The 25,373-nt window shown below is 69.2% G+C and carries 25 protein-coding genes; 15 read left to right on the top strand and 10 right to left on the bottom strand.

Annotated elements, in window-relative coordinates; genetic code table 11:
* Positions 1-89: 89 nt before the first annotated feature.
* The 3 genes from AB0M95_RS21105 to AB0M95_RS21095 form a co-directional block, all read right to left on the bottom strand.
* The gene (locus tag AB0M95_RS21105; RefSeq protein ID WP_363767069.1) at positions 90-617 is read right to left on the bottom strand and encodes a hypothetical protein; all 528 of its coding nucleotides are present in this window, start codon (positions 615-617) and stop codon (positions 90-92) included.
* Between the two features lie 164 nt (positions 618-781).
* The gene (locus tag AB0M95_RS21100) at positions 782-2,026 is read right to left on the bottom strand and encodes an ATP-binding protein (protein WP_363767066.1); all 1,245 of its coding nucleotides are present in this window, start codon (positions 2,024-2,026) and stop codon (positions 782-784) included.
* Positions 2,027-2,144: 118 nt separating this feature from the next.
* A complete protein-coding gene (locus AB0M95_RS21095) occupies positions 2,145-2,528 on the bottom strand; it encodes an ATP-binding protein (RefSeq protein ID WP_363767063.1) in 384 nt (127 codons plus the stop codon).
* 759 nt (positions 2,529-3,287) lie between these two features.
* Between AB0M95_RS21095 and AB0M95_RS21090 the strand changes: the two genes are divergently transcribed.
* The 7 genes from AB0M95_RS21090 to AB0M95_RS21060 are packed head-to-tail and all read left to right on the top strand — an operon-like array spanning position 3,288 to position 10,822.
* Entirely contained in the window at positions 3,288-4,328 is a 1,041-nt protein-coding gene (locus AB0M95_RS21090) for a YcaO-like family protein (RefSeq protein ID WP_363767060.1), read from the top strand.
* Positions 4,329-4,337: 9 nt separating this feature from the next.
* Complete coding sequence (locus AB0M95_RS21085) at positions 4,338-5,561, top strand: hypothetical protein (RefSeq protein WP_363767057.1); 1,224 nt, start codon at positions 4,338-4,340, stop codon at positions 5,559-5,561.
* A 14-nt stretch (positions 5,562-5,575) separates the two neighbouring features.
* A complete protein-coding gene (locus AB0M95_RS21080) occupies positions 5,576-6,916 on the top strand; it encodes a cupin domain-containing protein (RefSeq protein ID WP_363767054.1) in 1,341 nt (446 codons plus the stop codon).
* A complete protein-coding gene (locus tag AB0M95_RS21075) occupies positions 6,913-8,208 on the top strand; it encodes an MFS transporter (protein ID WP_363767051.1) in 1,296 nt (431 codons plus the stop codon). Before AB0M95_RS21080 ends, AB0M95_RS21075 begins: the two co-directional genes overlap by 4 nt.
* 13 nt (positions 8,209-8,221) lie before the next feature.
* Positions 8,222-8,941 carry an SRPBCC domain-containing protein gene (locus AB0M95_RS21070; protein WP_363767048.1) on the top strand — a complete coding sequence of 240 codons (720 nt, stop codon included), beginning with the start codon at positions 8,222-8,224 and terminating at the stop codon, positions 8,939-8,941.
* 12 nt (positions 8,942-8,953) lie between these two features.
* Positions 8,954-10,468, top strand: a complete 1,515-nt coding sequence (locus tag AB0M95_RS21065) for an alpha/beta fold hydrolase (RefSeq protein WP_363767045.1) — start codon at positions 8,954-8,956, stop codon at positions 10,466-10,468.
* 30 nt (positions 10,469-10,498) lie between these two features.
* Entirely contained in the window at positions 10,499-10,822 is a 324-nt protein-coding gene (locus tag AB0M95_RS21060; RefSeq protein ID WP_363767042.1) for a DUF6176 family protein, read from the top strand.
* Between the two features lie 60 nt (positions 10,823-10,882).
* On the opposite strand, the gene AB0M95_RS21055 is transcribed toward AB0M95_RS21060, so the two are convergent.
* Positions 10,883-11,485 (bottom strand): XRE family transcriptional regulator, encoded by a 603-nt coding sequence (locus AB0M95_RS21055; protein ID WP_363767039.1) that lies wholly within the window; start codon positions 11,483-11,485, stop codon positions 10,883-10,885.
* Positions 11,486-11,805: 320 nt separating this feature from the next.
* On the opposite strand from AB0M95_RS21055, the gene AB0M95_RS21050 reads away from it, so the two are divergent.
* A complete protein-coding gene (locus tag AB0M95_RS21050; RefSeq protein WP_363767036.1) occupies positions 11,806-13,308 on the top strand; it encodes an MFS transporter in 1,503 nt (500 codons plus the stop codon).
* A 52-nt stretch (positions 13,309-13,360) separates the two neighbouring features.
* Positions 13,361-13,957 (top strand): class I SAM-dependent methyltransferase, encoded by a 597-nt coding sequence (locus AB0M95_RS21045; protein WP_363767033.1) that lies wholly within the window; start codon positions 13,361-13,363, stop codon positions 13,955-13,957.
* Positions 13,958-13,999: 42 nt separating this feature from the next.
* Here AB0M95_RS21045 and AB0M95_RS21040 read toward each other — a convergent pair whose 3' ends face one another.
* Positions 14,000-14,548: a TetR/AcrR family transcriptional regulator gene (locus AB0M95_RS21040; RefSeq protein WP_363767030.1), complete on the bottom strand. Its 549-nt coding sequence runs from the start codon at positions 14,546-14,548 to the stop codon at positions 14,000-14,002.
* Between the two features lie 94 nt (positions 14,549-14,642).
* Between AB0M95_RS21040 and AB0M95_RS21035 the strand changes: the two genes are divergently transcribed.
* Together AB0M95_RS21035 and AB0M95_RS21030 are read left to right on the top strand one after the other, a co-directional pair.
* On the top strand, positions 14,643-15,398 hold the full coding sequence (locus AB0M95_RS21035) for an alpha/beta hydrolase (protein ID WP_363767027.1): 756 nt from the start codon (positions 14,643-14,645) through the stop codon (positions 15,396-15,398).
* Positions 15,399-15,521: 123 nt separating this feature from the next.
* The gene (locus AB0M95_RS21030) at positions 15,522-16,724 is read left to right on the top strand and encodes a lipase (protein ID WP_363767024.1); all 1,203 of its coding nucleotides are present in this window, start codon (positions 15,522-15,524) and stop codon (positions 16,722-16,724) included.
* Here AB0M95_RS21030 and AB0M95_RS21025 read toward each other — a convergent pair.
* The gene (locus AB0M95_RS21025) at positions 16,714-16,902 is read right to left on the bottom strand and encodes a hypothetical protein (protein ID WP_363767021.1); all 189 of its coding nucleotides are present in this window, start codon (positions 16,900-16,902) and stop codon (positions 16,714-16,716) included. The genes AB0M95_RS21030 and AB0M95_RS21025 overlap by 11 nt on opposite strands.
* Positions 16,903-17,396: 494 nt before the next feature.
* Between AB0M95_RS21025 and AB0M95_RS21020 the strand changes: the two genes are divergently transcribed.
* The 3 genes from AB0M95_RS21020 to AB0M95_RS21010 all read left to right on the top strand — a co-directional run bounded on the left by AB0M95_RS21020 (position 17,397) and on the right by AB0M95_RS21010 (position 21,284).
* A complete protein-coding gene (locus AB0M95_RS21020) occupies positions 17,397-18,638 on the top strand; it encodes an ATP-binding protein (RefSeq protein ID WP_363767018.1) in 1,242 nt (413 codons plus the stop codon).
* Positions 18,639-19,123: 485 nt separating this feature from the next.
* The gene (locus AB0M95_RS21015) at positions 19,124-20,554 is read left to right on the top strand and encodes an endonuclease/exonuclease/phosphatase family protein (protein WP_363767015.1); all 1,431 of its coding nucleotides are present in this window, start codon (positions 19,124-19,126) and stop codon (positions 20,552-20,554) included.
* A 526-nt stretch (positions 20,555-21,080) separates the two neighbouring features.
* Positions 21,081-21,284 carry a hypothetical protein gene (locus AB0M95_RS21010; protein WP_363767012.1) on the top strand — a complete coding sequence of 68 codons (204 nt, stop codon included), beginning with the start codon at positions 21,081-21,083 and terminating at the stop codon, positions 21,282-21,284.
* Positions 21,285-21,469: 185 nt separating this feature from the next.
* Here AB0M95_RS21010 and AB0M95_RS21005 read toward each other — a convergent pair whose 3' ends face one another.
* From AB0M95_RS21005 to AB0M95_RS20990, 4 genes are all read right to left on the bottom strand, one after another.
* Positions 21,470-21,730: a DUF397 domain-containing protein gene (locus tag AB0M95_RS21005; RefSeq protein ID WP_363767009.1), complete on the bottom strand. Its 261-nt coding sequence runs from the start codon at positions 21,728-21,730 to the stop codon at positions 21,470-21,472.
* Positions 21,721-21,921 carry a Scr1 family TA system antitoxin-like transcriptional regulator gene (locus AB0M95_RS21000; RefSeq protein ID WP_363767006.1) on the bottom strand — a complete coding sequence of 67 codons (201 nt, stop codon included), beginning with the start codon at positions 21,919-21,921 and terminating at the stop codon, positions 21,721-21,723. Before AB0M95_RS21000 ends, AB0M95_RS21005 begins: the two co-directional genes overlap by 10 nt.
* Positions 21,922-21,985: 64 nt before the next feature.
* Positions 21,986-22,198: a DUF397 domain-containing protein gene (locus tag AB0M95_RS20995; RefSeq protein WP_363767003.1), complete on the bottom strand. Its 213-nt coding sequence runs from the start codon at positions 22,196-22,198 to the stop codon at positions 21,986-21,988.
* Positions 22,189-23,007: a helix-turn-helix transcriptional regulator gene (locus tag AB0M95_RS20990; RefSeq protein WP_363767000.1), complete on the bottom strand. Its 819-nt coding sequence runs from the start codon at positions 23,005-23,007 to the stop codon at positions 22,189-22,191. Before AB0M95_RS20990 ends, AB0M95_RS20995 begins: the two co-directional genes overlap by 10 nt.
* A gap of 1,450 nt (positions 23,008-24,457) precedes the next feature.
* On the opposite strand from AB0M95_RS20990, the gene AB0M95_RS20985 reads away from it, so the two are divergent.
* Positions 24,458-25,369 carry an ATP-binding protein gene (locus AB0M95_RS20985; RefSeq protein WP_363766997.1) on the top strand — a complete coding sequence of 304 codons (912 nt, stop codon included), beginning with the start codon at positions 24,458-24,460 and terminating at the stop codon, positions 25,367-25,369.
* Positions 25,370-25,373 lie beyond the last annotated feature (4 nt).

Genomic DNA, 25,373 nt, shown 5'->3' with positions numbered 1-25,373 from the left:
TCTAGTCAATCCAGATCATGCCAGGTCAGAGCGGCACCTTTTGTCGTTTGTGACGCTAGGTGACGTTCACCGGCGTGCCGGTGAATTCATCAGGCCGGCGGGCGCCCGGGGTCGGTGATCTCGCGCCGGCAGTAGCCGGTGACCCACGCGAGCCATTCGTGGTCGCGCACCGCCGGGTCGTGCCGCGCGACACCGTGGGCGGCGGCTGCGACGGCGGCGGTGATGTGCAGGGATGAGCTCTTGGAGTCCGCGCCGAGCCACCACGGGGCCGACCCCGCCGGCTCACCGATCGGCAGCGCGAACGGCAGCCCACCGTCGGGCAGCGTCACCGAGCCGAGCCAGTCGCACAACACCGTCGCCGGCTCCCCCACAGGCCCGCCGATCTCCTCCAGCACTTCGAACGCGTGCAGCGCCCCCGCGGGCTGGCTCTCGGAGGACCGCAGATCGGGCTCCAGGCCCCAGCCGTACCCGCCGTCATCGTTACGGTACGCCGCCAGCGCGGCGAGGAGCGCATCCGCCGGCGCGTCCCGGGTGCTGATCATCTCGAAACGGCGGCGGTCGAGCACCCGCGCGTGCGTGACCATGAAGGCCGCCGCCTTGGTCAGGTCGAATTCCATATCCTCATGATCCCGCCGCCCGACCCGCGACGCCTTGTACGAATCGGACACCTCCCCGGGCGGAGTACACCCACGCGTCCGCAGCCTGCGGCAGGTCTTCCAACACGGCCAGGTTCGATGTCGGATCGGTGGTCCTTCCCGACGTGCTCAAGCGCTCTCGGAATTCACGAAGAAACGAACAAAGATCCCTGCCGCACGCGTCGATATCGGGCCGCACCACTCCTCGGGGAACTTCCAAGCAGTTCCACGACGCCTTCCTTTCGCAGGATGGCCAACCAGCGCCGGACGGTCTGATCGGTGAGCCCAGTACGCAAGGCGAGTTCGGCCCGTGACAACGTCTCATCGCCGAGCGCCCGCAGTACCTGCGGGCGCCGGTCGGCACGCGGCGACGACAATGCCTCAGGTACGGCCGGTCGGATCGAACGCGGGGACAACTCGTAGCGAGCCCATCTCCGTCCTCCGCTCTGGACGGCCAGCTCTCGTGCTACAAGATCCTGAAGCTCGAAAGTGGCAACCCTCGAGTCCACGCCTGTGGCGCTGCGATAGGCCCGATTGTCCAGTACCTGCTCGTCACGCAACATCGCCAGCGCGACGCATTGACTGTCAGTGAGCCCCCGCTCACCAAGGCCTTCGATCCACGACACCGTCTCCTCACTCAGGAGAGCATGGTTGGGAATGGTGACGACGAACGAGGCAACATGGTCATCGAAATGCGGCGGGCTCATTCCGGCGGCCAATAGGGAGGCGACCATGGAGCGGATACCCGAGCCCCGGTTCTCGCATACCGTACGCGTTTCTCCGGGAATCGGAACGTCTTCGAGAATCCTCATCAGAGTCGCGTTCCGCGCCGAGGAGACGCCCTCGTCCGCCAGACTGTCGATCGTTACAGGACCGAACAAGCCTCCAGGATTCCGAATCGTCAGCCGGTCCGGGTACATCTCGATCTGAACCTGTGTACCGCGTGCAGCACTGGACAGGTCTCTGTGTACGAGCGCGTTGACCACTGCCTCGCGAAGAGCGGTCTCCGGGTACTCCCAGACGTCCTCCCGCCCCGAGCCTCTGATGATCGCCCGCCGGGACATGTTCCGTCGGATCGCGGCCAACGCGTCACGAACCATGACGGGGATGGGGCCCTCGACGGTGACATTGTCGAGAAAGCGCGTCCCGGTCGCCGGAACCTCATCGTTGCGCGGGTAATGGACGAAGCTGATCATGAGCTGGGGGAAGTACTCCTGCGGATAAGAGCCAAGTGCCAACAGACCCGCCAGTGAAAGTACTTCACCACCGGCCGCAGCGACGAGGATCTTCGCCCTCCGGAGCACGTCATGGCGGTCGAGGTCCTTGAAGGCGTACGGCCGACTGACCCTCAACCGCGCTATCAGCGAGTCCAGGGCCACCGGATCGAGCATGGTGAGCCCGGTTCCTGGTACTCCCTGTTCGTCTTCGCGAGGTTGTCCACGCGAAGACAACATCACCTGGACCTCATAGCTGGACAACCGGCGGTCGCCATCACCAACCCGAATGAAGCTACCTCGCGTCATTCCCGCGCCCTTGTAAAAACACGGCCGTTGGCTCGGATCTACCTCCGGGACCTCGGCCAACGATGATCTTCGAGCCCTCGAAGTCGTGGACGCGGATCAGCGGTCGCAGGGCAGGCTCCATGTCGGTGGAACACAGGGAGGCCAGGTCCCCGGCGAGTTTCGCCGGGTCCCGCACACCCGTCGGGGCGAACCCCTTCGTCTCATCGAGGCCCAGGATGAGCACCCCACCATGGGTGTTGGCGAAGGCCGAGAGGGTCTCACGTGTGGACTTCGGCAGTTCGGTGCGCGACGTCTTCACCTCGACATCGGCGATATCACCACCGAGCGCGCGTAGGTCCGCGACGATCTCGGCCAGTTCCCCATCCAGCATCGGTCTTCCTGCCCTGTCATTGGCCACATGCTAGCTAGCATGCTAGCTAGCATGTCCCGCCCAGCACCCCACCCCGACCAGGGAGAGTCGGAAGCTTCTACGCCCCCGAGCCGCCCGAGTTGGCGCGTGCGTGACCATGAAGGTCGCCGCCTTGGTCAGGTCGAATTCCATATCCTCATGATCCCGCCACCCTGCCTGCGATGGCTTGTACGAATCGGACGCCTCACCGGGCGCAGTACGTCCGCGCGAGGATGCGTCCTCCCCCGCATCGCGATGATCCGATAACGCGGAGCGGTGGCATTGACCTGGGAAGACCGCGTTTGGGCCCCACAAAACCGGTTTTACCCGAAATACCGCTATATGGCGGGATATGTGCAGACAGGATTCGGCAGCGGAAATTGCTCGTCGAGGTTCTCCTCGCCGGATTAGGCGGGCCGACGACTACCGATTCCGACAGCACGTGAACCGCTCAGTCTAGCAATCTGCGAGATGCGCCATACCTCCGAGCCCGCCAGGATTCCACGAACTACGAGAGGAGGTGAACGCGTCCATGGAGATCAGCTGGGACCTGGGTCAGGTCGACGAGGAAGCCGCGGAGTTCGACGTGCTCGGCAACAAGTCTTACTGACGCGTAGGTCGTCCGCCCACCCGTGACCTGGGAGCGGCCGATCGGAAGGACGTGGTGGGGTGGGTCGCCTGCGCAGGCACCCCGCCGCGTCCGCACCTGGAGTGACGGTCGATGTTCGCCTAGGAGTAAGTATGACCCACCGGGGAGCGGTGCGGGCCGCCGGGCCCACGGTGCGCCCTCTGATCAATGGCGCCGTCCACGTCGCCTGGATGAGCGACGAGACTGGAATCAGCGGCGGAGCCTGCGACGACGACCCTGGCCGGGCGGCGCGGCGCGCGCTCGGCGAGTACGTCCAGCACGTGAGCCACGTGTCGGCGGCCGGTGTGCTGCCGCTGCTGGCGGATCCCGGCGCACTCCCCCGGGTCGAACCCGCCGCGTTGCTGGACGCCGGTTCTCCGCCCTGCCACTGGGTGGTCGGAACCGGCATGCGCGACGGCGCCGAGACGGCGGTGCCGGCCCAGGCGGTCTTCCTCGGCTGGGACCCGCCGCCGCCCGAGGAGCGGTGGTGCGTGCAGACGTCGGCCGGCACCGGCGCGGGCACGGACCGGCGGCGGGCACGGACATCCGCGCTGCTGGAAGTGATCGAGCGGCACGTGCTGGCCCGCGGCTGGCGCACCGGTGACATCCAGTTCGAGGACCTGGACCACCTGCACGACTCCGTGCTGCCCGCGGGACTGCTCACCGGCCTGCGCGATCACGAGGTCGGCCTGCGCACCGTCCGCGTGGCCCGGCCGTACCCGGACATCGTGCTCGCCCTGCTCCACCGAACCGGCGGTACCGCCCTCACCTGCGGCGCCGCGGCGAGAGGCGACACCGCCGACGCCGTACGGCACGCGGTCTACGAGGCGGTGGCGGCCAGGCTCGCACTGGGCGCGCGCCCGTCGAGCAGCCTGCAGAGCCGCGACCGGGACCGAGGACACGCCGTGGCCGCGGCCGGCGCGGCGCACCTGGACTTCGTCGAAAGCCGGATCGCGGGGCGCGGCGCCCTCCGGCGGGCCCCGGCCGACCCGGCGGCGCTGCTGGACGCGGCGGAGTCCCTGTTCGGACGCCAGCCGGTCGAGGTGCGGCTGCCCTCCGCCGACGACCACGTCGTGTACCGCGTCGTGTGCCACGGCTCGGAGGTCTTCGAACCGCTCACCCCGCCTTCCCACCTGCCCTGCCCAGTGGTTTAGGAGCCCCACGTGCCTTCCTTCGCCTATCAGCGCGACGATTCCCGGTCATTCGGCGAGCTGTGGTTCCCGACGGCGGACGCGCTCGATACGGCCGAACTGGCTCGCCGCTGGACCGGGTGGCTCGACCTGCGCGATGCCGCCGACCCCGTCCCGCTGCGCTCCCGGCATGCCGTCCACCTCGCCCGGATGCTCACCGGCGAGGAGGAGGCGGTCGTGCCCAACTGGTTCAGCACGGTATCCGTGACCAGTTCCCGCTACCAGGTCATCGTGCAGGCCAGAAGCCACCGGCACCTGTGCCGGCAGCCCGCGGCGCTCCCCGAGGAGGTGCGCTCGCCGCGCTGGCGGGCCCTCGTCGAGGCACTGGAGCGCTGGGCCGACCTGCCGACGGCACGCCGGGTCGTCGTCGTGGCCCTGCTCACGCAACTCGGCTTCCACCGCCACGCCGTACGCCTGGTCGGTACCGTCGCCATCGACGCCGACCCGCTCCGCCAGCAGCTGGTCTACGAGGTGTCCCGTGCGGCCTACCAGCTCAACAGGAAGTCCCCCATCCCGTACGAGATCTTCGGCCGGCTGGCCCGCGACGCCGTCCGCCCGGCTTTGCGCACCCTCGCGGCCCTGCAACTGGTCTCCACCCGCGCCCGTGGCAGCGACCGGGAGGAGGCGGCCCGATGGCTCGCCGAGGCGGAGCGGTCCCTCGCCGGTCTCGGCGAGGAGCCGGGCTGGCTGGCGCACCTGGTGACCAGCCGCTACCACCGCGCCGCCGCGCTGCACGAGCTGTCCGGCCGCGACCGGGAGCCGGTGGTCGCGCACATGCGCGCCGCCATGGAACACGACGACGCCCTGGCGCGGTCGGCCGAGAACCCGGTGCAGGCCCACTACCAGCGGGAGAACCGGGGGCTGGTGCTGGAGGCCCACCTCAAGCTGGACACCCTGGCCGGCACGGCGAGCGCGCCCGACGACGCCGTCGGGCAACTGCTCGCCCTTGACCCCGTCGATCCCGAGCCGCTCTACGCGATCGGCGCCTACCTCGCCGGGCGCGGCGACTGGGAGGCCGCGCTGGAGACGTTCCTGCGGGCCGCGGGCTCCGGCACGCTGCGCGGGGCGTCGGCGGCGAACGCGGCGGCCGTGTGCGCGGAGCGGCTGGGGCGGCCGGACGAGGCCGAGCACGCCCGCCGCCTCCTGCTGGACCTGGATCCGGCGGCACGCCTGCCGGTCCACCGGGCCGACGTCTGACCTCGGGGGTGATCATGGCGGAGACACGCAGGCTGCTCGTGGTCGGCGAGCTGGACCCCCTGTCCGACCTGCCAGGGCCGAACCCCGGCGACCCCGGCGGCACCGGCGCGGGCGGCCACGCGCTGGACCGCGTTCTCGGCACCATCACCGGTGAACGGTTCCTCGACCGGTACTGGGGCAGGGACTGCTACCACGACACCGGCGAGCCGGACCGCTTCCACCACCTGCTGCCCTGGGCCGAGCTCAACCGGCTGCTCGACGGCCACCGGGCCTGGCCGCTGCGGATGCAGGTGGCCAAGGCGAACAAGTCGCTGCCCCCGTCGTCCTACGTCGAGCCGATCCCGGGCCGAGGCGTCGGCAGGGAACCCGCGCTCCGCGTCAGCAGCACGAAACTGCACGCCCGGCTGCGCGAAGGCGCGACGCTGGTCTTCGGCTCGGTGGACGAGGCCGTTCCGGCGGTACGGGACCTCGCCGAAGCCCTCGAACACGACCTGCGCGCGGAGGTGTTCGTCAACCTCTACGCCTCCTGGGGGGAGGTCGGCGCCTTCGACCCGCACTGGGACGACCATGACGGGCTCATCCTGCAGATCTACGGCCGCAAGGAATGGCAGCTGTTCGGCGTCGGCCGTCCTGTGCCGCTGCCCGGCGACGAGCCCCTCAACGAATGCCCCGCGGCCCCCTTGCGGCAGTTCGAGCTGCGCGAGGGCGAGGCGTTGTACGTGCCGCGCGGCCACTGGCACGCCGTCCGGCCCGTCGGCGGCACGACCGTCCACCTCACCATCGGCTTCCGGCGGCCGGTGGTCGAGGACTTCCTGAAGTGGGTGGTCGAGCGGCAGCGCCGCCTCGCGGAGGCGCGCTTCGACCTGCCGTTCACCGGGTGGGACGACGAAACGGCGGCCCGGCTGTCCGTGCTGCGGGAGGAGATCGGCGCCCTGCTCACCGAGGACGGGCTGCGCCGGTACGTCGCCGAACGCGACGGGCGCGAGCAGGCCAGGCCCCGGCACTCGCTGCCGTACGCGGCGGCCGGGCAGGGCGGCGACTGCCCGGCGGACACCGTCGTGGTGCTGGCCTCGCCCCGGCCGGTGGCCTTCCAGGAGGACGGCCGCCGGTGCGTCCTGGTGTCCGCAGGCAAGCGCTACGACTTCGACGCCGTCTGCGCCCCCCTGGTGCGGCGGCTGCTCGCCCGTACCCCGTGGCGGGTGGACGAGCTGGTCCGCGCGGCCTCCGGCGAAGGCGGGCCGTCCGCCGACGAGGGCCGCGAGCTGGTGGCCGAGTTGCTCCGGCATGGCCTGCTGCGACTCGACCTCGCGCCCGAGCCTCTCCCAGCCGGTGCACCCGACAGAAAGGACCGATGATGGCGGACACCCTGCGCAACACGAGTCCACCCGGCCGGCCGAGCCGGTTCGGCCTGTCCGCGCTCGCGCCCGACTTCCCCATGCTGTGGGGGGCGACGACCGTGTCGCTCCTCGGCAACGGGATCTCCTCCGCGGCGCTGCCGTTGCTGGCGGCCACGCTGTCCAGCGACCCGATCGTGGTGTCGTCGGTGGTCGTCGTCGGCAGGCTGCCCTGGCTGCTGTTCGCCCTGCCCGCGGGCGTCATGGCCGACCGGTGGGACCGCAAACGGGCCATGTGGATCAGCGATCTGGTCCGCGCCGGGCTGACTGCGGGGCTCGCGGTGGCCGTGGCGACGGGGTCCGCCGGCATCGCCCTGCTGATGGTGGTGGGCTTCCTGATCGCGATCGCCGACACCGTATTCGACAGCGCCAGCGCCGCCGTGCTGCCCAGGGTGGTGGCGAACGACCCCGAGCGGATCCAGCGGGCCAACTCGTGGCTGGTCGGATCGCGGAACACGGTGGAGTCGTTCGTCGGCCCGCCCCTCGGCGGTCTGCTGTTCACCATGTCGCGGTCGCTCTCCTTCTTCGGCGACGCGCTGTCCTTCCTGGTCAGCGCCCTCCTCCTGCGCAGGATGCGCGGCGACTATCACGTGGCCCGCAACACCCTCGGCGAGGGCGGCATGCGGCAGGCCATCGGCGAGGGCTTCTCCTGGCTGTGGCGGCAGCCGGTGCTGAGGGCGATCACCGGCATCGCCGGCCTGTTCAACGTGGCGTGCCTCGCGCAGAGCGCCATCTTCGTGCTCTTCGCCCAGCAGGTGTTCGGCCTGGGCGCCTTCGGCTTCAGCCTGCTGCTCGCCGTGGGCTCCTTCGGCGCCCTCTTCGGCGCGGCGCCGGCCGGGCGGCTCAACAGGTGGTTCGGCACGGCGATCAGCCTCCGGCTGGCGCTCGTCGTGGCGGGGGTCGCGTGCCTGGTCACCGCCGCCGCGCCGAACCCGTGGATCGCGGGGGCCGGGGAGGTCCTGGCCGGGCTCGGTGCCGCGATCTGGAACGTCAACCAGATGTCCCTGCGACAGTCCGGCACACCGGACCACCTGCTCGGCAGGGTCACCGGCGTGCACCGGTTGGTCACCTACGGGGCGATGCCGTTCGGCGCGCTGCTGGGCGGCGTCCTCGCCTCGCTGTCCGGGCTGCGCATGTCGTTCGTGGTCGCCGGCGCGATCATGCTCGCGCTCGCCGTGTTCGCCAGTGTCACGATCACGCGTTCCCGGGTCGCGGAGCTGACGCCGCCCCCGGCCGACCGTCAGTCAGCATGAGAAGGAGTACACGATGGTGAGCAACAGCCTGGAGCGCCTGCTGCGGCACCCCCGGGAGAGGGTCTGGCAGACCATCTTCGACCCGGGGGCGGCCGAGCACTGGCTGGGCACGGTGGCCAGTGTCATGCCCGAACGCGAGGGGGCGGCGCTGTGCTGGGTGTACGACGCCGGCGCGCGCATGCCGACCACCTACAGCGGGCGGATCGAGGTCCTGGACCGGCTCCGCCGCCTGGAGCTGGTGATCCGCCTCATCGCCTGCGACGCCGAGATCCGGATGACGTTCGAGCTGACGGACGTACCGGCGGATTCGGGGGACACGCACACCCGCCTGAAGCTCCGGCAGGACGGCTTCCCCACGGACGGCAACGGCAGGTTCGAGCGCGACGGCTTCCTGCACCACTGGGACCACTTCCTGGAGCTGCTCGGCGACTACCTGGACGGAACGCCGAAGAACTACCACACAATGCACAAGACCGAGCTCGGGGTGATCCCCGTCGGAGCCGTTCGCGGCGAGGGCATGCTGGTGCAGGACGTGGCCGTCGGCGCTCCCGCCGACCTGGCCGGGGTCCGTGCGGGCGACGTCATCCGCTCCTGCGGCGACTTCCTGTTCGGCAGCCTGGACGACCTGGACGCGTGGGTCGAGAGCCACCGGCCGGGGGAACGGGTGGAACTGCTGGTCGGGGACCGCCTCGTGCCGGTGGTGCTGCGGGCGAAGCAGTACACGCCCTCCTGAGTGGGAAAGGCCATGATGCCGGACGTCGTTCCGCTGCCCGACCGGTCGCCGGAGATCACCGGGCCGCTGCCCGCCCCGTTCCGGCGGGCACAGCTCGACGCCTCACGACCGGCGTTCGCGCTCACCCCCGCCGGTCCGGTGGTCAGCACCGACGCCTGGTCCGATCGCCACCTCGCGCTGCTCGCGGACGGCCGGTGGACCAGGCTCACCATCGGGTCCCGGTGGCACTCCCGCCCGGAGTGGACCGGCGGGCGCCTGGTGGCCGAGGTGTTCCAGGACCTCGCGGCCGAGCGGGCGAGCAGCCTGCCGATACCGCTGGCCGGCGTCCACGCGGAACCGGAACACGCCGAGCCGCGCGCGGTCCTGACCCCCGACGGGCGTGCCGTCGCGCATCCGGTCGCCGGGGAGGTGCGGCTGCCCCCCGGAGCGACGGCCGAGTGCGTCGTGCCCGCGTTCCCCGGACACGACCGGATCGCCCTGCTGCTGCGCCAGGGCAGGGCTCGCCGGGTCGTGTGCGTGGACCGCGACGGCGTCTCGCACTGGGACGGCCCGGTGATCTCGGCCGGGCCTTGGCTGTCCGAGCACGAGGTCGTCGTGGTCCTGGAGGCCTGGCCGGGACGCGTCCCGTACGCCTGGCACGTACGCTCGGGGGCGCTGCGCCGCGTGGTGGAGCCCGCCCAGATCGTGGTGGACGACGTCCGGGCCGAGGGCGACCTCGTCGGCCTGAGCTGGACCTCCCCCGGGCAGCCGCGCCGGCTCGAACTGGTCGAGGCGGGACGGCTGGCCGGCGGGGAACAGGTCCTGCTGAACCCTGCCCCGCCGGGTGCCGACGGCCTGCCCTCCGCCGTCTGCACCGTCATCGAGGGGCCGCGCTGTCCCCTGCCCACCCTGCTGCGCGACCCCCCGGGCCAGGCGCGCGGCACCGTGCTGCTCCTGCACGGCGGCCCGAACGGGTCGAACCTGGCGACCTGGTCGCCGTTCGCCGAGTCGCTGGCACTGGCCGGCTGGCGCGTCGTCCAGCCGAACCTGCGCGGCAGCGGACTCGTCGATCCCGCGGTCCGCGCTCCGCTGCCCGGACACTACGGGGTGGACGACGCGGACGACGCGCTGAGCGTGCTGCGCCGGACCGCGATCGGCCCGGTCGTGGTCGGAGGGATGAGCTACGGAGGCTACCTGGCGAGCCGTGTCGCCCGGATCGCGCCCGAGGTACGCGGCGTGTTCCTGCTCGGCGGTTTCCTGCGGCCCTCGGATCTCGACGGGTCCGGGCATCCGCAGGTCGAGGCCTTCCTGCGGACGGCGGCCGGTCGCTTCGCGGCACATGTCCCGTTCGCCGCCGTGCCGCATTTCGTCGCGCACGGCGAACGAGACCCGCGCATCCCCGTGGAGGCGGTCCGCACCCACGTGGACGACCTGCCGTCCGGATCGGAATGGGTCGCCATCGAGGGCGAGGGCCACGGCATGCTCTCCGACCACGCGGCCCGGCGGGTCTTCCCTCTCTTCTTCTCATGGCTGGACCGTCTCGGATGAGTCCGGCGACGACACTTACGGGGGTGCGTGATGCTCAGGGTTTCGGTCAGCAGAGTCGAGCCCGACCAGGTGGACCGGCTGCGTGAATGGTTCGCCACGCTGTCCGGCCCTCGCCGGGACGAGATCCTCGCCACGTTCGAGGAGGAGGGCGTGCGACACGAGACCGTCCTCCTGGTGAACACCCCGGCGGGACCGCTCATGGTGTACGCCCTGGAAGAAGAGGACTCGGCCCGGTCCCAGGCCGTCTTCCAACAGTCCACCCATCCCGTCGACATCGAACACCGGCAAGTCCTCAAGGCCGCCTGGCACGGCCCCGCCAACTGCGAAGTCCTATTCGACCTCTCCGCCGACTAGCGCGGGATCCCGCCCGCCTGCTGTCGCCCGCGCCCTACGTGGTACGTGCCTGCGGGTCGTTCAGAGGGGACGGGGGGCGTCGGGGCGGTAGCTGGCTTTGATGTGGACGCGTTCGCCCTGGGGGCCGAGGATGCTGAGGAATTCCACGGGGTGTTCGTCGGCGTTGCCGAACCAGTGCGGGAGGTGGGTGTCGAATTCGGCGACTTCGCCCTCGGTGAGGATGAAGTCCTTGTCACCGAGCACGACGCGCAGGCGGCCGCGCAGGACGTACAGCCAGTGGTAGCCCTCGTGTGAGCGGGGGTCGGGTTCGCGGCCGTCGGTCAGGCCGGCGGGCAGGATGTGCTTGAACGCCTGCAGTCCGCCGGGCTTGCGGGTCAGCGGGACGACGGTCATGCCGTTGCGGGTGAACGGCTGCGGATACACCCGGGGGTCGAGATCGGACGGAGTGCCGATCAACTCCTCGATCGGCATCTGATAGGCCCGGGCCAGGGGCAGCAGGAGTTCCAGGCCCGGCTTGCGCTGCCCGGACTCCAGTCGGGACAGGGTGCTGATCGGAATGCCGGTGGTCTCCGACAGGGCGGTCAGGGTGGCGCCGCGGCGACGGCGCAGCTCGCGCAGCCGGGGCCCGACCGCGGCCAGCACCGCATCGAAGTCATCACTCATGCGTCCACCCTGCCCGGGTTTTGCGCTTTCTGCAAAGAAGTTTGCCCGATTGCCGAGGTGGGCGCACCTTGGCATCGGAGGTGGTCACGATGACCCGAAATCCCGAGGTCAACAGCGATGGAGGGAACGACGTCGCGGTGGTCGGCGCAGGCCCGGCCGGCTTGAGGCAAGGCGCCGGCGTGGCGGGCGGCCGATGCCACACGGACTCCCGGTCGCTCTCCTGACCGCGGCGCATGCCGCCCCCGATCGCCAGGCCGAACGGCCGGCTGGCACCCGCCGCTGTATCCCGACATCGATGACCGATCCCAGGAGGGACAATCATGAAGGAACCCACCGCAGTTGACCGGGCCACCCAGGTGGACAGCGCACGGCCGTCCGGATCCCGTCATTGGTGGATCCTCGGCGTACTGAGCCTGACCCAGCTGTTGCTGGTGCTCGACTCCACCGTGATGAACGTCGCGCTGCCCTCAGTGCAGGCGGACCTGGGCTTCAGCAGCGCGGACCGGCAGTGGGTGGTCACCGCCTACGCCCTCGTCTTCGGCGGCACGCTCCTGGCCGGAGGCCGGTTGAGCGACATGCTCGGCCGCAAGCGCATGTTGCTCCTGGCCACGACCGGGTTCACCCTCGCCTCCGTACTGGGCGGTCTGGCAAACGGCTTCGTCATGCTCGTCATCGCGCGTGCCCTGCAGGGCTTCTTCGGCGCGCTGCTGGCACCGGCGACGCTCTCGCTCATGGCCACGACCTTCATCGACTCCACGACACGCGGCAAGGCGTTCGGCGTCTTCGGTGCGGTCTCCAGCAGCGGCAGTGCCATCGGGCTGCTGCTCGGCGGGGCGCTGACCGAGTTCCTGGACTGGCGCTGGTGCCTGCTGGTCAACGTCTTGGTCGGCGCCATGGTCCTTGCTGCGGCCCCGGCCCTGGTCCCCGCACAGGCCGCCGTGTCGCCCCGCCCGCGCCTGGACCTGCCCGGCATGGTCACCTCCGTGCTCGGTGTCCTCGCCCTGGTGTACGGCTGCTCGGCGGCGGAGCGCGACGGGTGGACGAGCCCGGTGACCCTGGGCACCCTCGCCGCAGGCCTGCTGCTTCTGGGACTGTTCGTGTGGATCCAGACCCGGGTCTCCCAGCCCCTGCTGCCGATGCGGGTCGTGCGCGACCGGAACCGCGGTGGCGCCTATCTGATGGTCGCGATCGCCGGCGTCGGCATGTTCGGCGTCTTCCTCTTCCTCGCCTATCACCTGCAGCAGGTACTTGGCTTCTCCGCGCTGATGACCGGTGCGGCGTTCCTGCCCATGGTCGTGTCCATGGTGGTGATGGCGATCGTGACCGGAGGCGTCCTGCTGCCCCGCACCGGACCGCGTCCCGTCGTCGTCGGCGGATTTCTGCTCACCGCTGTGGGAACCTCCCTGTTCACCGGGCTGACCGTGCACAGCGGATACGCCGGCGGCATCCTGCCGGGGCTGCTGATCGCGGGCGCCGGCTTCGGCCTGATCTTCGGGCCGGCGATGAACCTCGCCACCGACCGGGTCGGCCCCGCCGACGCCGGCGCCGCCTCCGCCATGGTCAACGCCGGACAGCAGGTCGGAGCCGCCATCGGCACCGCCCTGCTCAACACCATCGCGATCAGCGCTACGTCGAGCTACCTCGCCGACCACCCCGAGACTCCCGATGCCGCCGCGCAGGCATCCGTAGACGGCAATACCGTCGCCTTCTGGGTGACCGTGGCGGTGTTCGCCCTCGGCGCTCTCGCGTGCGGCCTCCTCGTCCGGCCAGGACGACAGCTGGGAACGGAGGACGGCGACGCCACGTTGACGGCAGCGATCTGAGCGCCCCCGCACGCCGACCACGACCGAGAAACCAAGGAGAGGACCGAGCACCATGGACGCTCAGCACTGGGACGAGATATATCGCAGTCGCGACCAGATATTCAGCGGCAACCCCAACCCCGTACTCGTCACCGAGATCACCGGCCTGCCACCGGGCCGGGCGCTCGACGTCGGATGCGGCGAAGGGGCCGATGCGCTCTGGCTGGCCCGGCGCGGCTGGCAGGTCACCGCGGTCGACATCTCCGAGGTCGCCCTGCACCGTGCCGCCGCCACTGCCACCGACATCGAGGGGCGCGTGTCGTGGGCACGGGCCGACCTCACCACCACGCCGCCCCCAGCAGGCGCCTTCGACCTGGTGTCCGTCCACTACTTCCCACTCAGGTGCCGGCCAGGCCATACGGCGCTGCACGGCCTTCTGGATGCTGTCGCCCCCGGCGGCACCCTGCTCTTCGCCACCCACGCCCGCGCGGATCTCACTCCGCGCGAGGACTTCGATCCCGCCGACTACTACCAGCCCGACGCCATCGCCCAACTCCTCGACCCCACGTGGAACGTCCTGATCAACGAGACCCGCCCCCGTGCCGCCCCGGCCCCCACCGGCACACACCACACCCACGACACCGTCCTGCGAGCACAACGCCTGCCGTGAGCACCCCCTCGCCGCACGCGGCGCGTGAGCGGTCGGTGGCGGCTACGGGGCGGGGCTGGGCGTGAGGCCGGCCTGGAGGACGCGGAAGTAGGCGTCGGTCGCGGCGGGCTGCCGGTCCGCCGGGTGCTCGTTGACGGCGTGGATCAGTCCGCACAGGAGCTTCAGCAGGTTCTCGCCGGTGAGAGCGGGAGCCGGGTGAATACGTTCGAGCAGGCGGGAAGCGGCTGCGCCCAGTTCGGCCTTGGCCTGGCGCAGGGAGTCCGTCTCGTCGGTCGCGGTGATCAGGATGTCGATGAGGCCGGGCCGGGCGAGGGCGGCCGAGAGTGCCGTGTGGAGGAACTCGATGAGGGCTTGGACGGGCTCCGGGTGTTGCTCCGCCTCGGCCGCCACGCCGATGAGGCCGCGTACCGAGTCCTCCAGGATGGCCTCCAGCATCGCCCGTTGGGTCGGATAGAGCCGGTAGACCGTCCCGACCCCTACGCCGGACCGGCGTGCGAGCTCGTTGAGGGTGAGCGTGATCTCCCCGGCGGTGATGGCGTGGTGGGCCTCGTCGAAGATCCTCTGCCTGTTCCGTACCGCGTCGGCCCGCATTTTCCCTCCCTCACGATGCTAGGTGGATAGGTTATCAGGTTGGTGTGCTACGGTGAAGTTGATAGCCAATCCACTTACTCGTAGGGGAGTGACCATGACCGTCGTATTCGTGCACGGAGTGCCGGAGACACCGACCATCTGGAACGACATCCGGCAACGGATCGAGCAGCCGACCGTGGCCCTGCGGCTGCCCGGCTTCGGCAGCCCCCGCCCGGCCCACCTGCGGGACAAGGAAACGTACGCGGCCTGGCTCGCCGGCGAACTGCGTGCCATAGAGGGGCCGGTCGACGTCGTCGGCCACGACTGGGGCGCCCACCTCACGATGCGGGTCGTCTCCGCCTACGACGTGCCGGTACGCAGCTGGGTGTCCGACGTCGCCCACGGCTGGCACCCCGACTACCAGTGGCACGAGGCGGCCACCCTCTGGCAGAAGAGCCCGGAGGGCGAGGAGTCGCTCGCCGGACTGCGCACGTCACCCACCGGCAGCGGCCCCACCTTCGGCGACTTCCTCCGTACCCGGGGTATGGGCGCCGAACTCGCGAAGGAGATCGACGAGGTCCACGACGAGGAGATGAGCGCCGCCATCCTGGCGCTCTACCGCTCGGCCTGGCCCAACCTCCACGCCGACTGGGGCAAGGACCTCGACCGTCCCGCCGCCGCCCCGGGACTGGTACTGGCCCCGACCGGCGACCCCATGGCGCAGCCCGCGCAAGACCGGGACATGGCCGAACGACTCGGGGCCCAGCTGGCGGAACTGGACGGCCTCACCCACTACTGGATGCTCCAGGACCCCGAACGGGGAGCAGACGTGCTGCGCCGCTTCTGGACATCACTCCCCAGGGTGCGCTGAACCCGGCATCGGCCGAAAGGCGTAGCCCGCCGGCGCGAAATGAGCCCTGGGGTAGACGACCTTGGCCGGGGCGGGTCACTAGCTTCGGAGCACTCCCACTTCCAATGATCAGAAGGAGTGCGTGTGATCTCCCCGCGAGTGGTGTGCGCCGCCGCCCTGCTGGCCGTCGCGTCGCTGGCCGTACCGACGGCCGCCGAGGCCAGGACACGGCTCGAGACCCAGGTCCGGCCCCAGGCCGCCGCCCCGCCCCAGCTGACCCTTCCGGCGCCGACGGGCCCCTCCCCGCTCGGCACGGTGTCCCTGCATCTGGTCGACCGCTCAAGGAAGGACCCGTTCGCGGGCGCCGGCCACGACCGCGAGCTGATGATCAGCCTGACCTACCCGGCCAGGAAGGTCGCCGCGTACCCGGTCGCGCCCTGGCTGCCGCCCAAGGCGGCGGCCCGGTACCTGCGCCAGGAGGGCCTGCCTCCGGGAGCCGTCCTGCTGCCGCAGACCCACGGGCACGAGGGCGCCCCCGCCGACCGGCGCGAGGGCCGGTTGCCCGTCGTGCTGTACTCCCCCGGCAACGACTCCTTCCGCTCGGCCAACACCGTGGTGGTCGAGGAACTGGCCGGCCGGGGATACGTGGTGGCCACGATCGACCACACCTACGACGGCCTGGTGGAGTTCCCCGGCGGCCGGGTGGTGGGCCCCGTTCACGACGGCGCCGGGACCGGCCGGGTGATCTACGAGCAGCGCATCGCCGACACCCGCTTCGTTCTGGACCAGCTCACGGTGCTCGACCGCGGCGGCAACCCCGACGCCGACCACCGCAAGCTCCCCAAGGGGCTGCGCGGCCTGCTCGACCTGAGCCGGGTCGGCATGTTCGGCTACTCGGCCGGTGGGCCCACGGTCGCGTCCGCCATGTTCGAGGACCGGCGGATCAAGGCCGGGTTGGCCATGGACGGCCCGGCGGCGGGCCCGGTCGTCACCGCGGGGCTGGCCCGGCCGTACATGCTGATGACCGCCACCAAGGCCGTTCGCGACCAGATCCCCGACCTGGCCACGTTCTGGTCGAATCTGAAGGGCTGGAAGCTCAACATCAGGACCGAAGGGGTCGAGCACGTCTCCTACGGCGACCTGGAAGTGATCGCCCCGCAGGTGGCGGCACTGCTGAAGTGGACGTCCGCCCAGCTCGCCGAGCAGATCGGCACGCTCGCCCCCGAGCGCGGAGAGGCCGTCCAGCGGGCCTACCCGCTGGCCTTCTTCGACCGGCACCTGCGCGGCAGGGGCCACCTGCTGGACGGCCCGTCGCCGAGGTTCCCCGAGGTCACCTTCATTCCGTAGTGCCGCCCGCATGGCCGGCCGGCCGCTCCTGGTCCTTCTCGGTGTTCGCCCGGAATCCGTACGCCTCCCGGATCTCCTTGCGGTTCCGCTTGATCCGGTCGCCCTGCCGCGCGGGCGCTCGCCATTGTGGTATCGGCGCCGGCAAGGAACGCGAAACCGGCCCCTGCTTCATGACCATCAGCGGGGCACTGCTCAGAGAGACGCACACCCACGGGTGTCCGCCACTAGAGACCGGCCGCTTGAGCCGTCGATGAAGGCGTCCCAGACACTCGCACTCACCACGAAGAGCGCTTTCTCCTTGAGGATGTTGGGCGGGGTCATGCTCCCGCCGACGCGATCGCCGGGAGCAGAACCAGGGCCAGTCGGAGGACCGGCTCGCCCCGCTGCCGGTGGGCATCGGCGAGGTGCTGCCATGGGTCCGCCAGTGACATGACGGCTTCGATCCCCTACATCGAGAGATCCAAGAGAGGGCACAGCCGACCCCTGTGAGCTCGCCGAGCCCCTTCGACGGGTTGCATCTCGACGTGAGGTCCAGCAGTGTTGTCTGGCGGGTCGCTTCGGCAGATCGAAATGCCACGAAGCGGCAGAAGTGAAGGAACCTGTTCGGCAGATCAAAAGGAGCACCTACGGCAGATCTAAAGGTGCCGCTAGGATCGACGGGCGCGAAGCGCGATGGACTACGTTCCCAGACGGGCAGCCGACCTGGTCACAGAGGCACTGGCCGACACCCGGGTCGTTGTGATCAACGGGGCCCGCCAGGTGGGCAAGAGCACTCTGGCCGAGATTGTCTTGCGCCGAGGGCCGAATGGGGTGGCACGGTTCCTGGACGATCCGGTCACTCGGGCGGCTGCCATCGAGGATCCGGTCCGGTTCGTCCGCCACGATGGCTTGATGCTCATCGACGAAGTCCAGAGGGTTCCTGACCTCTGGCTGGCGATCAAACATCTGGTCGACCGTGATCCACGCCCTGGCCGGTTCTTGCTGACCGGGTCCGCGCGACTGCTCACGTTGCGAAGCCTGCCTGACACGTTGCCGGGCCGCTCGGAAACCGTCGAACTCTGGCCGTTGTCGCAAGGCGAGATGGATGGCGCCTTCGACGGTTTCGTCGACGCAGCCTTCGCCGTGGGCTCCGATGCACGCGGCGCACCATCGACACTGCGACGCAACGATTATCTCGCCAGGATGGCCCGGGGAGGCTATCCGGAAGCAGTGCGCCGAGAAGCGCCGCGCCGGCGACAGCGGTTCTACGAGGGTTACGTCGCGGATCTGCTCAGCCGTGATGTCAAGCAGGTGGCGGACATCGAGAAGGCCGGTGACATGCGCAGGCTGATCTCACTGTTGGCTGCCCAGACAAGCGGACTGCTCAACGTCAACCGTCTCGCCCCTGAGCTGAGCGTCTCGGCGCCAACGGTTCGCAGTTATATCGACATCCTGGAAACGATCTATCTGGTACGGCTGGTGCCGGGCTGGTCATCGAATCTGACGACTCGGGCGATCGCGACCCCCAAGGTCATCTTCATCGACTCCGGCCTCGCCAACTATCTCACCTTGGGAACCACTGCCGACGCGCCGCTCGGCGGCCTGATGGCGAACTTCGTGCTCAGCGAGCTGGCCCGCCAGCTCACCTGGGCCAGGACTCCGGCGCGCTTGTGCCATTACCGCGACCGCGACCAGTACGAAGTAGACGCGGTACTCGAAGACAACGCCGGCCAGATCGTCGGCATCGAAGTCAAGGCTGCGGAGACGGTACGGGCAGATGATTTTCGCGGCCTGAAACTCATGCAGCGAAGGCTCGGCTCACGTTTTCGGGCCGGATTCGTCCTCTACTGTGGCACAGAATCACTGAGCTTCGGGGATGGCCTGGCATGCCTGCCTATCTCCGCGCTGTGGACCACGTCTGCTCCAGCCGAGTGAGCGGAGAGCGCTGAACCAGCGTGCTGCTCAGCAACAAGGAAGCCCTTGACCGCTGCCAACCACGCCGTCTTCGATCTTGGAACGACCGTGCCAGGAGGTGTCACGCTTGGGAAGGGGCGATCGCCGAGTAGTCGGTGTTGTATACGGCGAGCACACCGTCGTCGTTCCACGGAGTCGATTGCCGTCGCGGACGGGTCCATCTGATCCGCCAGGGCGATCACGTCCTCCTTGTACGGCATTGACACCGCGGAGCCCAAGCCCGCGGATGCCGGCGATCGCCTGCGCGAGATCGGTGGGGGCGAGGGCCTCGTGATCCAGTTGAGCCCGAGCTCCTCGTAGAGACGGTTATGGGACCGTTACCGATTGGTGACGTCGGTGCAGGTCACGGCGAACACGTCGTGAAGGTTCGAGACCCTCGGCGTGATGGGCGTGAGAGTCGTGGGAACGTCGATGATGCAATCTTGCATCTATCCTGGAAGGACCCCATGCACGCCCCTCTTTCGCCTGCGCCCCTCGAACCCAGAGGCAGGCGCTGGCGCCGTGCCGCCGGCCGCCCGGCCGCCGCACTGCTCGCCGCCGCCACGATCGTCGGTACCCTGCTCGGCGCTGTTCCCGCGTCCGCGGTCGCCGGTCCCATCGACCTGAACATCGCCTCCTCAACTCCTCCGAAGCCGGCCGTCGGCGGAGTGAGCGAGCTGAACGTGCTGAGCTTCAACCTCTGGAACGGCGCCTCGGGGATCCCGAACGGCCCCGGTGAGGTCGCCAAGATCATCCAGCAGACCGATACCGACGTCGCCTTCCTCCCGGAGAAGAACAACGCACCGGCGCAGATCGCCGCGATCCTCGGCTACCAGCAGCTGACCGCGACGGACACGGGCATCATCTCCCGCTACCCGATCCTCGCGAGCACCACGGTCGGCGGGCGCTGGACCAAGGCGATCCTCGATGTGAACGGCACCGAGGTCGCCGTCTACGGAGGACACCTCGAGTACCGCTGGTACTCCGAGTATCTCCCGCGCGCCTACGGCCCCGGCGCCGTCGGCAACTGGCCTCAGGCCTGGAAGGGCTGGGGTGAGCTCCCCGCCCCGGTCACCGATGTGAAGACGATCCTCGACATGAACGCCCAGTCCGGTCGTATCCAGAGCGCCGAGCAGGTGCTCGCCGATGCGGCGATCGAGCAGGAGAAGGGCCGTCCGGTCCTCGTCGGTGGCGACTTCAACGAACCCTCGGTCCAGGACTGGACCGAGGCGACCAAGGACCTCTTCGACCACCGCGGCACCGTCGTGCCCTGGCAGACCACCAAGACCCTGCTCGACGGCGGGCTGCTGGACTCCTTCCGCGTCGAGCACCCGGACCCGGTGCGCAACCCCGGCATCACGTGGCCGTCCTACAACCCGATCGCGCAGACCACCTGGGCCCCGAAGGCCGACGAGCGCGACCGGATCGACTACATCTTCTACGCGCCCGGCGACAACATCGCGCTGACCTCCTCACAGCTGGTCGGCCCGCAGAAGACGGTCGTGCGCAACGTGGGTGTCGCCGACGACAGCGACGACGTGATCTTCACGCCGAACGCCGTCTGGCCGAGCGATCACAAGGCCGTCCTCAGCACCTTCCGCATCTGCGCCGACGGCTGCACGCCGCCGAACATGAGCCCCGAGAAGATCGCGGTCTCCGGTAAGCACGTCGCGGGCGGCCAGGTCGAGATCCACGGATCCGGCTTCATGCCCAATGACAAGGTGTCCTTCCGGCTGGACACCACGCCGGTCCCGCTCGGCACCGCCACCGCCGACGCGAAGGGCAAGGTCAGCCTCGTCGTGACGATCCCCGCCTCGACGCTTCCCGGCACCCACACGGTGGTCGCGACGGTGCACGGCAAGGCCGTCGCCAGCAAGGCCGTCCACGTCGTGCGGTGATCTCCGCGTAACCTCCTCGCGCCGTCGCGCAGCGGCCGCCGGTCTCGGCTGCGCGGCGGCGCGATCGTCATTCCCCGAGAAGCGCCGGCGAGCGGCCGCGATTGCACTGATCCGGGCAGGGTGACGTACCGGTCGCGCTGAAGGCGTGTGAGGAGGAGCTGTGGCTCGCCGAACGCCCTGGTGCCGACCGTGCGGGGTGGGCCGTCCACCCAGTGGGCCACGCTTGCCGACCGGGCCGCCGAACTCGCCGATTCCCAAAGCAGTCGATCAAGAACTGGCGCGAGATGGATGGCGCCTTCGACGGTTTCGTCGACGCCGCCTTCACTGTGGGCTCCGATGCACGCGGCGCAACCTCAACCATCGAGGAATAGTCAAGACCTGTGGATCGGCTCCTCAGCCTGTAGCGTCTGCTTGCGTGATGTCTGGGCAGAGCCCGGAGCCGGCGCTACCCCGCGATGGAAGGAACCTGGGGCTGCGTTCGCGCCGCTGTCCGACTCGCCCTGAGGATGGAAAGGGGGTGAGCCGTATGACCGGAACCCTCCTAAAAGCTGGCGACGAGCTCGACGTTCTCGTCAAGTCCGCCAAGCCGTTCGGGCTCTTCGTTGAGTCAGATTCTGGTGTGCACGGGCTCGTCCGCGGTGGTAGTGCCGCGGTCGGCGCGACGGTGCGCGTGCGCGTGATCGAGTTCGACGCAGCCGAGTCGCGATTCAGCGCGATGCTCGTCGACTAACGAGTTGGCCCGGTCGGCGTGAGTCGGCCGGGCCATACTTGATTGCCTTCCCCTCGCCTGTAGGCCCGGGGTGGAACGGGGCCCCTTGGGCTTTCCCTCTGGGCTCCATACCCCGCAGTTACCCGCGACGCATGCCAGAGTGGGGACGGGCTCCAGGCACTGGCTCGGAGCCGAGGAACCCCTGATCAGGGGGCCTCCATACGCCTCGGCTCACTCACCTCCTGCGACATCGTGTCGCAATCGAACTCGCCCTTCTTGGCGCCGTCGATGAAGGCATCCCAGACGCTCGCACTCACCACAAAGGGCGCCTTCTCCGGAGCTTCGGTGTCCCGCAGCCCCACCCGCCCCTCGGACAGTGGAGCCACTTCAAGGCAGTCACCCTGATTCGGCCCACTCTTGGTGGCCTTACGCCAGGCCGCGTTCTCCAACTCGTCACTCAGGTCCATCGTTTCTCCGCCTCCCTGATCAACTCGATCGAACCAGGCTGAGGCTGGGCCTCAGCCCGTACCGTGTCGTAGCTGCCCTGGATCACCTTGACGTCTTCCGGACGATTTGACACCTGCCCGTGAGTCGCGGATTCGATGTACACGGTATCCGGACTGTCCAGCGCCTGGGCGATGACAAACCCCCATAACACGAGTGATGCGACGGGAGGCCCTCGACTACCTCCGAGGGCCTCCCGTCTCCCGTCCTAGGACTGCTCAGAAGTCGAACTCGCCCTTCTTAGCGCCGTCGATGAACGCGTCCCAGACGCTCGCACTCACCACGAAGGGCGCCTTCTCCGGAGCTTCGGTGTCCCGCAGTCCCACCCGTCCCTCGGACAGTGGAGCGACCTCTATGCAGTCTCCACCGTTGGGACCGCTCTTGGTCGCCTTACGCCAAGCGGCGTTCCGTAGCTCGTCGCTCAGGTCCATAGCTTCTCCGCCTCTCTGATCAATTCGGTGGACACATGCCGGGGGTGTGCCTGCACTCGAATCGTGTCGTATGTAGCGTGGATGGCTTCGACATCCTCCGGGCGATTAGTAACTTGCCCGTTAAGTGCGGATTCGAGATACACAGTATCCGGTCCACCAGGAAGCTGAGCAATGACGAAGCCACCCAGGACCCCCGTGGTGACACCCAGGTCCTTCGGGAGTATCTGGATGGCGATCCTAGGGGACGCAGAGGCCACGAGCAGCCGTTCGATTTGACGTCGCATGATCTCCTGGCCACCCACCAGACGGTGCAAGACAGCCTCGTCCAGCACCACCCAAAGCATCGGTGGTTCATCACGTTCGAGGATGGCCTGCCGCTCCATGCGAGCGGATACGTATCCTTCCACTTCGTGATCGCGTATGCCTGCTTTACCGTGCAGTATCGCTCGCGCGTATTCCTCGGTTTGCAGTAGCCCCGGCATGATCAGCGGCTGCCAGGTGTGAATAGTATGCGCCTCCTGCTCGACACCAAGCCAACCATGGAACCAATGAGGGCTTACTTCGCCAGTCAGGTGCACCCATAGGCGGACAAGTTCCCCATCCGCCCTCAGGGCATCGTCGCAGCGCTGAGCCAGGTCACGGCTCGGTGTGCGCTGACCCCGCTCGATGAAGCCCAACAAGCTTCGACTGAACCGTGTGGCCGCAGCCAGTTGGCCTTGGGTGAAATCAGCTCTTTGTCGGAATTTACGAAGCTCCGGGCCAAATAGGTGGAGCGACTTATTAGCTGACTTGTGCTCATAAGAAGCCATTCCTACAGCTCCATCCGACGAGGGGGATACACGGGCACAGGAAGTGCCACACGGGGACACGAAGTGTCGCCAGAGTGTGGCCGCACTTTCGATGCAAAACGTAGCCACCTGAAGGCACTCTGTGAAGAGCCAGGGGAAACACGGAAGCCGTCAGCGGCCCTGCTCCTCTATATGCACCTGTGCCATTCGATGGCGACGACACAAAAGGGCTAGATATGTCCGGATAAGGAGGTGCAAATTGAAGATCGAGACGTTGAGAGGGCGTGTCTCTGGCGGACAGTCTCCGTATCCGATGGACACGGATTTATCACCAGCCGGTAAGCCGAACCTGGTCACCAACTCAAGGGAGACCGGGGGCCGCGCGCCCGCCGTACAGCGGCGCCGACTTCTCCGCCCCGCGACCCGCCGTACCGGCGCCGATCAAGCAACGTCCGGCGGCGGGGAGAGACCGACGGACGCTGGACGGCCCTCACCCCGCCGGTCGCGGAGGCCCCTCCACGAGCTGGATCACGGCCGACAAACCACCGCACCCGCTCCACGAGCCGAAGCCAACAGACAAGCCCACCCGGATTCACGAACCCGATCGGGATACCTGAACCGGTCCCGCCGCTGAAGCGGAGCGGCGACCGAACCCCGTACATGAAGCGGGGCTCGCCATGGCACAGCACGCCAGGACAAGCCCCTTGACCGGACGTAGGAGGTCCGATCCGATGCACAACCCTAGTAGAGGACGCCTCCCCAGCAGGGGGATCCGTGTCATTCGTGTCCGCTGGCAGGCCGACGAGCCGCCGATGCCGCTCGGGTGCCGCTGGTGTGGCCACCCGCCGTACGCCCACGAGGCCGCCAGCCTGCCCCACCGTCCCCACCATGAGTGGGAGCAACCGACCCCGACTCAGGTCCAGGCGCGGATGGCCGCGCGGCGGCGGCTAGGGCTCGGTGACCGCCTGCCCGTAACGAGGCCGCTCCGCCCGCTCCCAGTCCCGGAGGCCTTCCCTTCCCGGACGAGGCGCCTCGCACCTGCCCTTTCCGCCACCCCGAAACACACCACGACCGCCCGCACGCCCGCACAAACCCCACGACGCACGGCGACCGCCTCGCCACCACACGGTCTCACTCCAGAACGCATGACACCCATCCGCACACCCGCGCACACCACTGAGCGGTTCACCCCCCACCCACCCGAGCACGCCCCGGAGCCGACGACCGCCGCCAGGCCGTCCGCGTTCGAGCAGGCCTCGCCGCCGAAGGACGAACCGGTCCGCGCTCTGATGCCGACACAGCCGACACCCTCCGTCCCCGCCGAGGGGTGCGAACCCTCCCCGGTCATGTACCTCGGACGTCACCGGCGTGAGCGGCCTCCAGCGGTGAGCGAGCCTCGCCGGAGCGGCCGACCGCCCGGGGAAGTCGTCCGCTCCGAAGAGCGCATGGCGGGCCCGAACGGAGCCGCCGCATGAGCACTCGGGATGACCAACCGCGACCTGGGGGACGGCACCGGAAGGGAGCACCCGCGACGCGGGTCGAACCTGGCCGCTGGGACCTGGTCGACCAGGCCGCCGCCCGGCAGATCGACATGATCGAGCCCACGTGGGCCGTCTGGTACGGCGTGGGCACACGGCACTTCTACGCCGTCGCCACCTGGCCTACGCCCGAACCACTGCTCGTCCACGCCGGCACCACCGACGAACTGCGCGGCCTGATGCGCGCTGCCGAGCGGGCACTTCTGTACCACCCCCGCACCGGCCGCGCCCTCCAACCGGCCGCCCATCGGCCCGATCCGTCACGTAACCCCACTCCACCCGACCGGGCCTCCTTGGGCCCCGCGACTCACGGAGCACTGATGCCAGAGACACAGGACGGCGTTCTGCGTACCGTCTGCTGGGACCTGCCCGACGACCTGTCGATGATCGGCAAGGCGCGCGGCATGGTGAAGGAAGTCCTTACCGCCTGGGCGCTCCCCGACCTCGCCGACGACGTGGTCCTCTCCGTGGGGGAGCTGCTGGCGAACGCCCTTACCTACGGCCGTCCCCCGGTCCGGCTGTCCCTGTGGCTCGGTACCGCCGACCTGTGCGTCCGCGTCACCGACCACGGCCCCGAGCGGCCCCGACACCTGAACCTCGACATCGAGGCCGTCCACGGCCGGGGCCTGGCCATCGTCGAAGCCCTCGCCCACGACACCGGCGTCACCCCACTCCCCGACAGCCCAGGCAAGACCGTCTGGGCCCGCTGGCACCTCCCCCCAAGAGCCGCGGAAGCCCCCCACAGCACCACCCGGAGTTCGGGCGATCTTCATGGACAACCTGAGGAGCCCGACGGAGTAACCACAAGGCGCTCGGCGCCATTCACCAATGGATCTACGTCGTGACCCC

Source organism: Sphaerisporangium sp. NPDC051017, assembly GCF_040683095.1.
In the GTDB taxonomy this organism is placed as follows: Bacteria; Actinomycetota; Actinomycetes; order Streptosporangiales; family Streptosporangiaceae; genus Sphaerisporangium.
This window is presented reverse-complemented; position numbering and strand designations above follow the sequence as displayed.

Coding starts and splice junctions, on each gene's coding strand:
- AB0M95_RS21040 (WP_363767030.1), bottom strand. CDS start 14,548: ATGCGGGCCGACGCGGTACGGAACAGGCAGAGGATCTTCGACGAGGCC.
- AB0M95_RS21070 (WP_363767048.1), top strand. CDS start 8,222: ATGGTGAGCAACAGCCTGGAGCGCCTGCTGCGGCACCCCCGGGAGAGG.
- AB0M95_RS21015 (WP_363767015.1), top strand. CDS start 19,124: ATGCACGCCCCTCTTTCGCCTGCGCCCCTCGAACCCAGAGGCAGGCGC.
- AB0M95_RS21075 (WP_363767051.1), top strand. CDS start 6,913: ATGATGGCGGACACCCTGCGCAACACGAGTCCACCCGGCCGGCCGAGC.
- AB0M95_RS21005 (WP_363767009.1), bottom strand. CDS start 21,730: ATGGACCTGAGTGACGAGTTGGAGAACGCGGCCTGGCGTAAGGCCACC.
- AB0M95_RS21045 (WP_363767033.1), top strand. CDS start 13,361: ATGGACGCTCAGCACTGGGACGAGATATATCGCAGTCGCGACCAGATA.
- AB0M95_RS21080 (WP_363767054.1), top strand. CDS start 5,576: ATGGCGGAGACACGCAGGCTGCTCGTGGTCGGCGAGCTGGACCCCCTG.
- AB0M95_RS21055 (WP_363767039.1), bottom strand. CDS start 11,485: ATGAGTGATGACTTCGATGCGGTGCTGGCCGCGGTCGGGCCCCGGCTG.
- AB0M95_RS20985 (WP_363766997.1), top strand. CDS start 24,458: ATGAGCACTCGGGATGACCAACCGCGACCTGGGGGACGGCACCGGAAG.
- AB0M95_RS21065 (WP_363767045.1), top strand. CDS start 8,954: ATGATGCCGGACGTCGTTCCGCTGCCCGACCGGTCGCCGGAGATCACC.
- AB0M95_RS21025 (WP_363767021.1), bottom strand. CDS start 16,902: ATGGTCATGAAGCAGGGGCCGGTTTCGCGTTCCTTGCCGGCGCCGATA.
- AB0M95_RS20990 (WP_363767000.1), bottom strand. CDS start 23,007: ATGGCTTCTTATGAGCACAAGTCAGCTAATAAGTCGCTCCACCTATTT.
- AB0M95_RS20995 (WP_363767003.1), bottom strand. CDS start 22,198: ATGGACCTGAGCGACGAGCTACGGAACGCCGCTTGGCGTAAGGCGACC.
- AB0M95_RS21050 (WP_363767036.1), top strand. CDS start 11,806: ATGAAGGAACCCACCGCAGTTGACCGGGCCACCCAGGTGGACAGCGCA.
- AB0M95_RS21020 (WP_363767018.1), top strand. CDS start 17,397: ATGGACTACGTTCCCAGACGGGCAGCCGACCTGGTCACAGAGGCACTG.
- AB0M95_RS21100 (WP_363767066.1), bottom strand. CDS start 2,026: ATGCTCGATCCGGTGGCCCTGGACTCGCTGATAGCGCGGTTGAGGGTC.
- AB0M95_RS21090 (WP_363767060.1), top strand. CDS start 3,288: ATGACCCACCGGGGAGCGGTGCGGGCCGCCGGGCCCACGGTGCGCCCT.
- AB0M95_RS21095 (WP_363767063.1), bottom strand. CDS start 2,528: ATGCTGGATGGGGAACTGGCCGAGATCGTCGCGGACCTACGCGCGCTC.
- AB0M95_RS21010 (WP_363767012.1), top strand. CDS start 21,081: ATGACCGGAACCCTCCTAAAAGCTGGCGACGAGCTCGACGTTCTCGTC.
- AB0M95_RS21105 (WP_363767069.1), bottom strand. CDS start 617: ATGGAATTCGACCTGACCAAGGCGGCGGCCTTCATGGTCACGCACGCG.
- AB0M95_RS21060 (WP_363767042.1), top strand. CDS start 10,499: ATGCTCAGGGTTTCGGTCAGCAGAGTCGAGCCCGACCAGGTGGACCGG.
- AB0M95_RS21035 (WP_363767027.1), top strand. CDS start 14,643: ATGACCGTCGTATTCGTGCACGGAGTGCCGGAGACACCGACCATCTGG.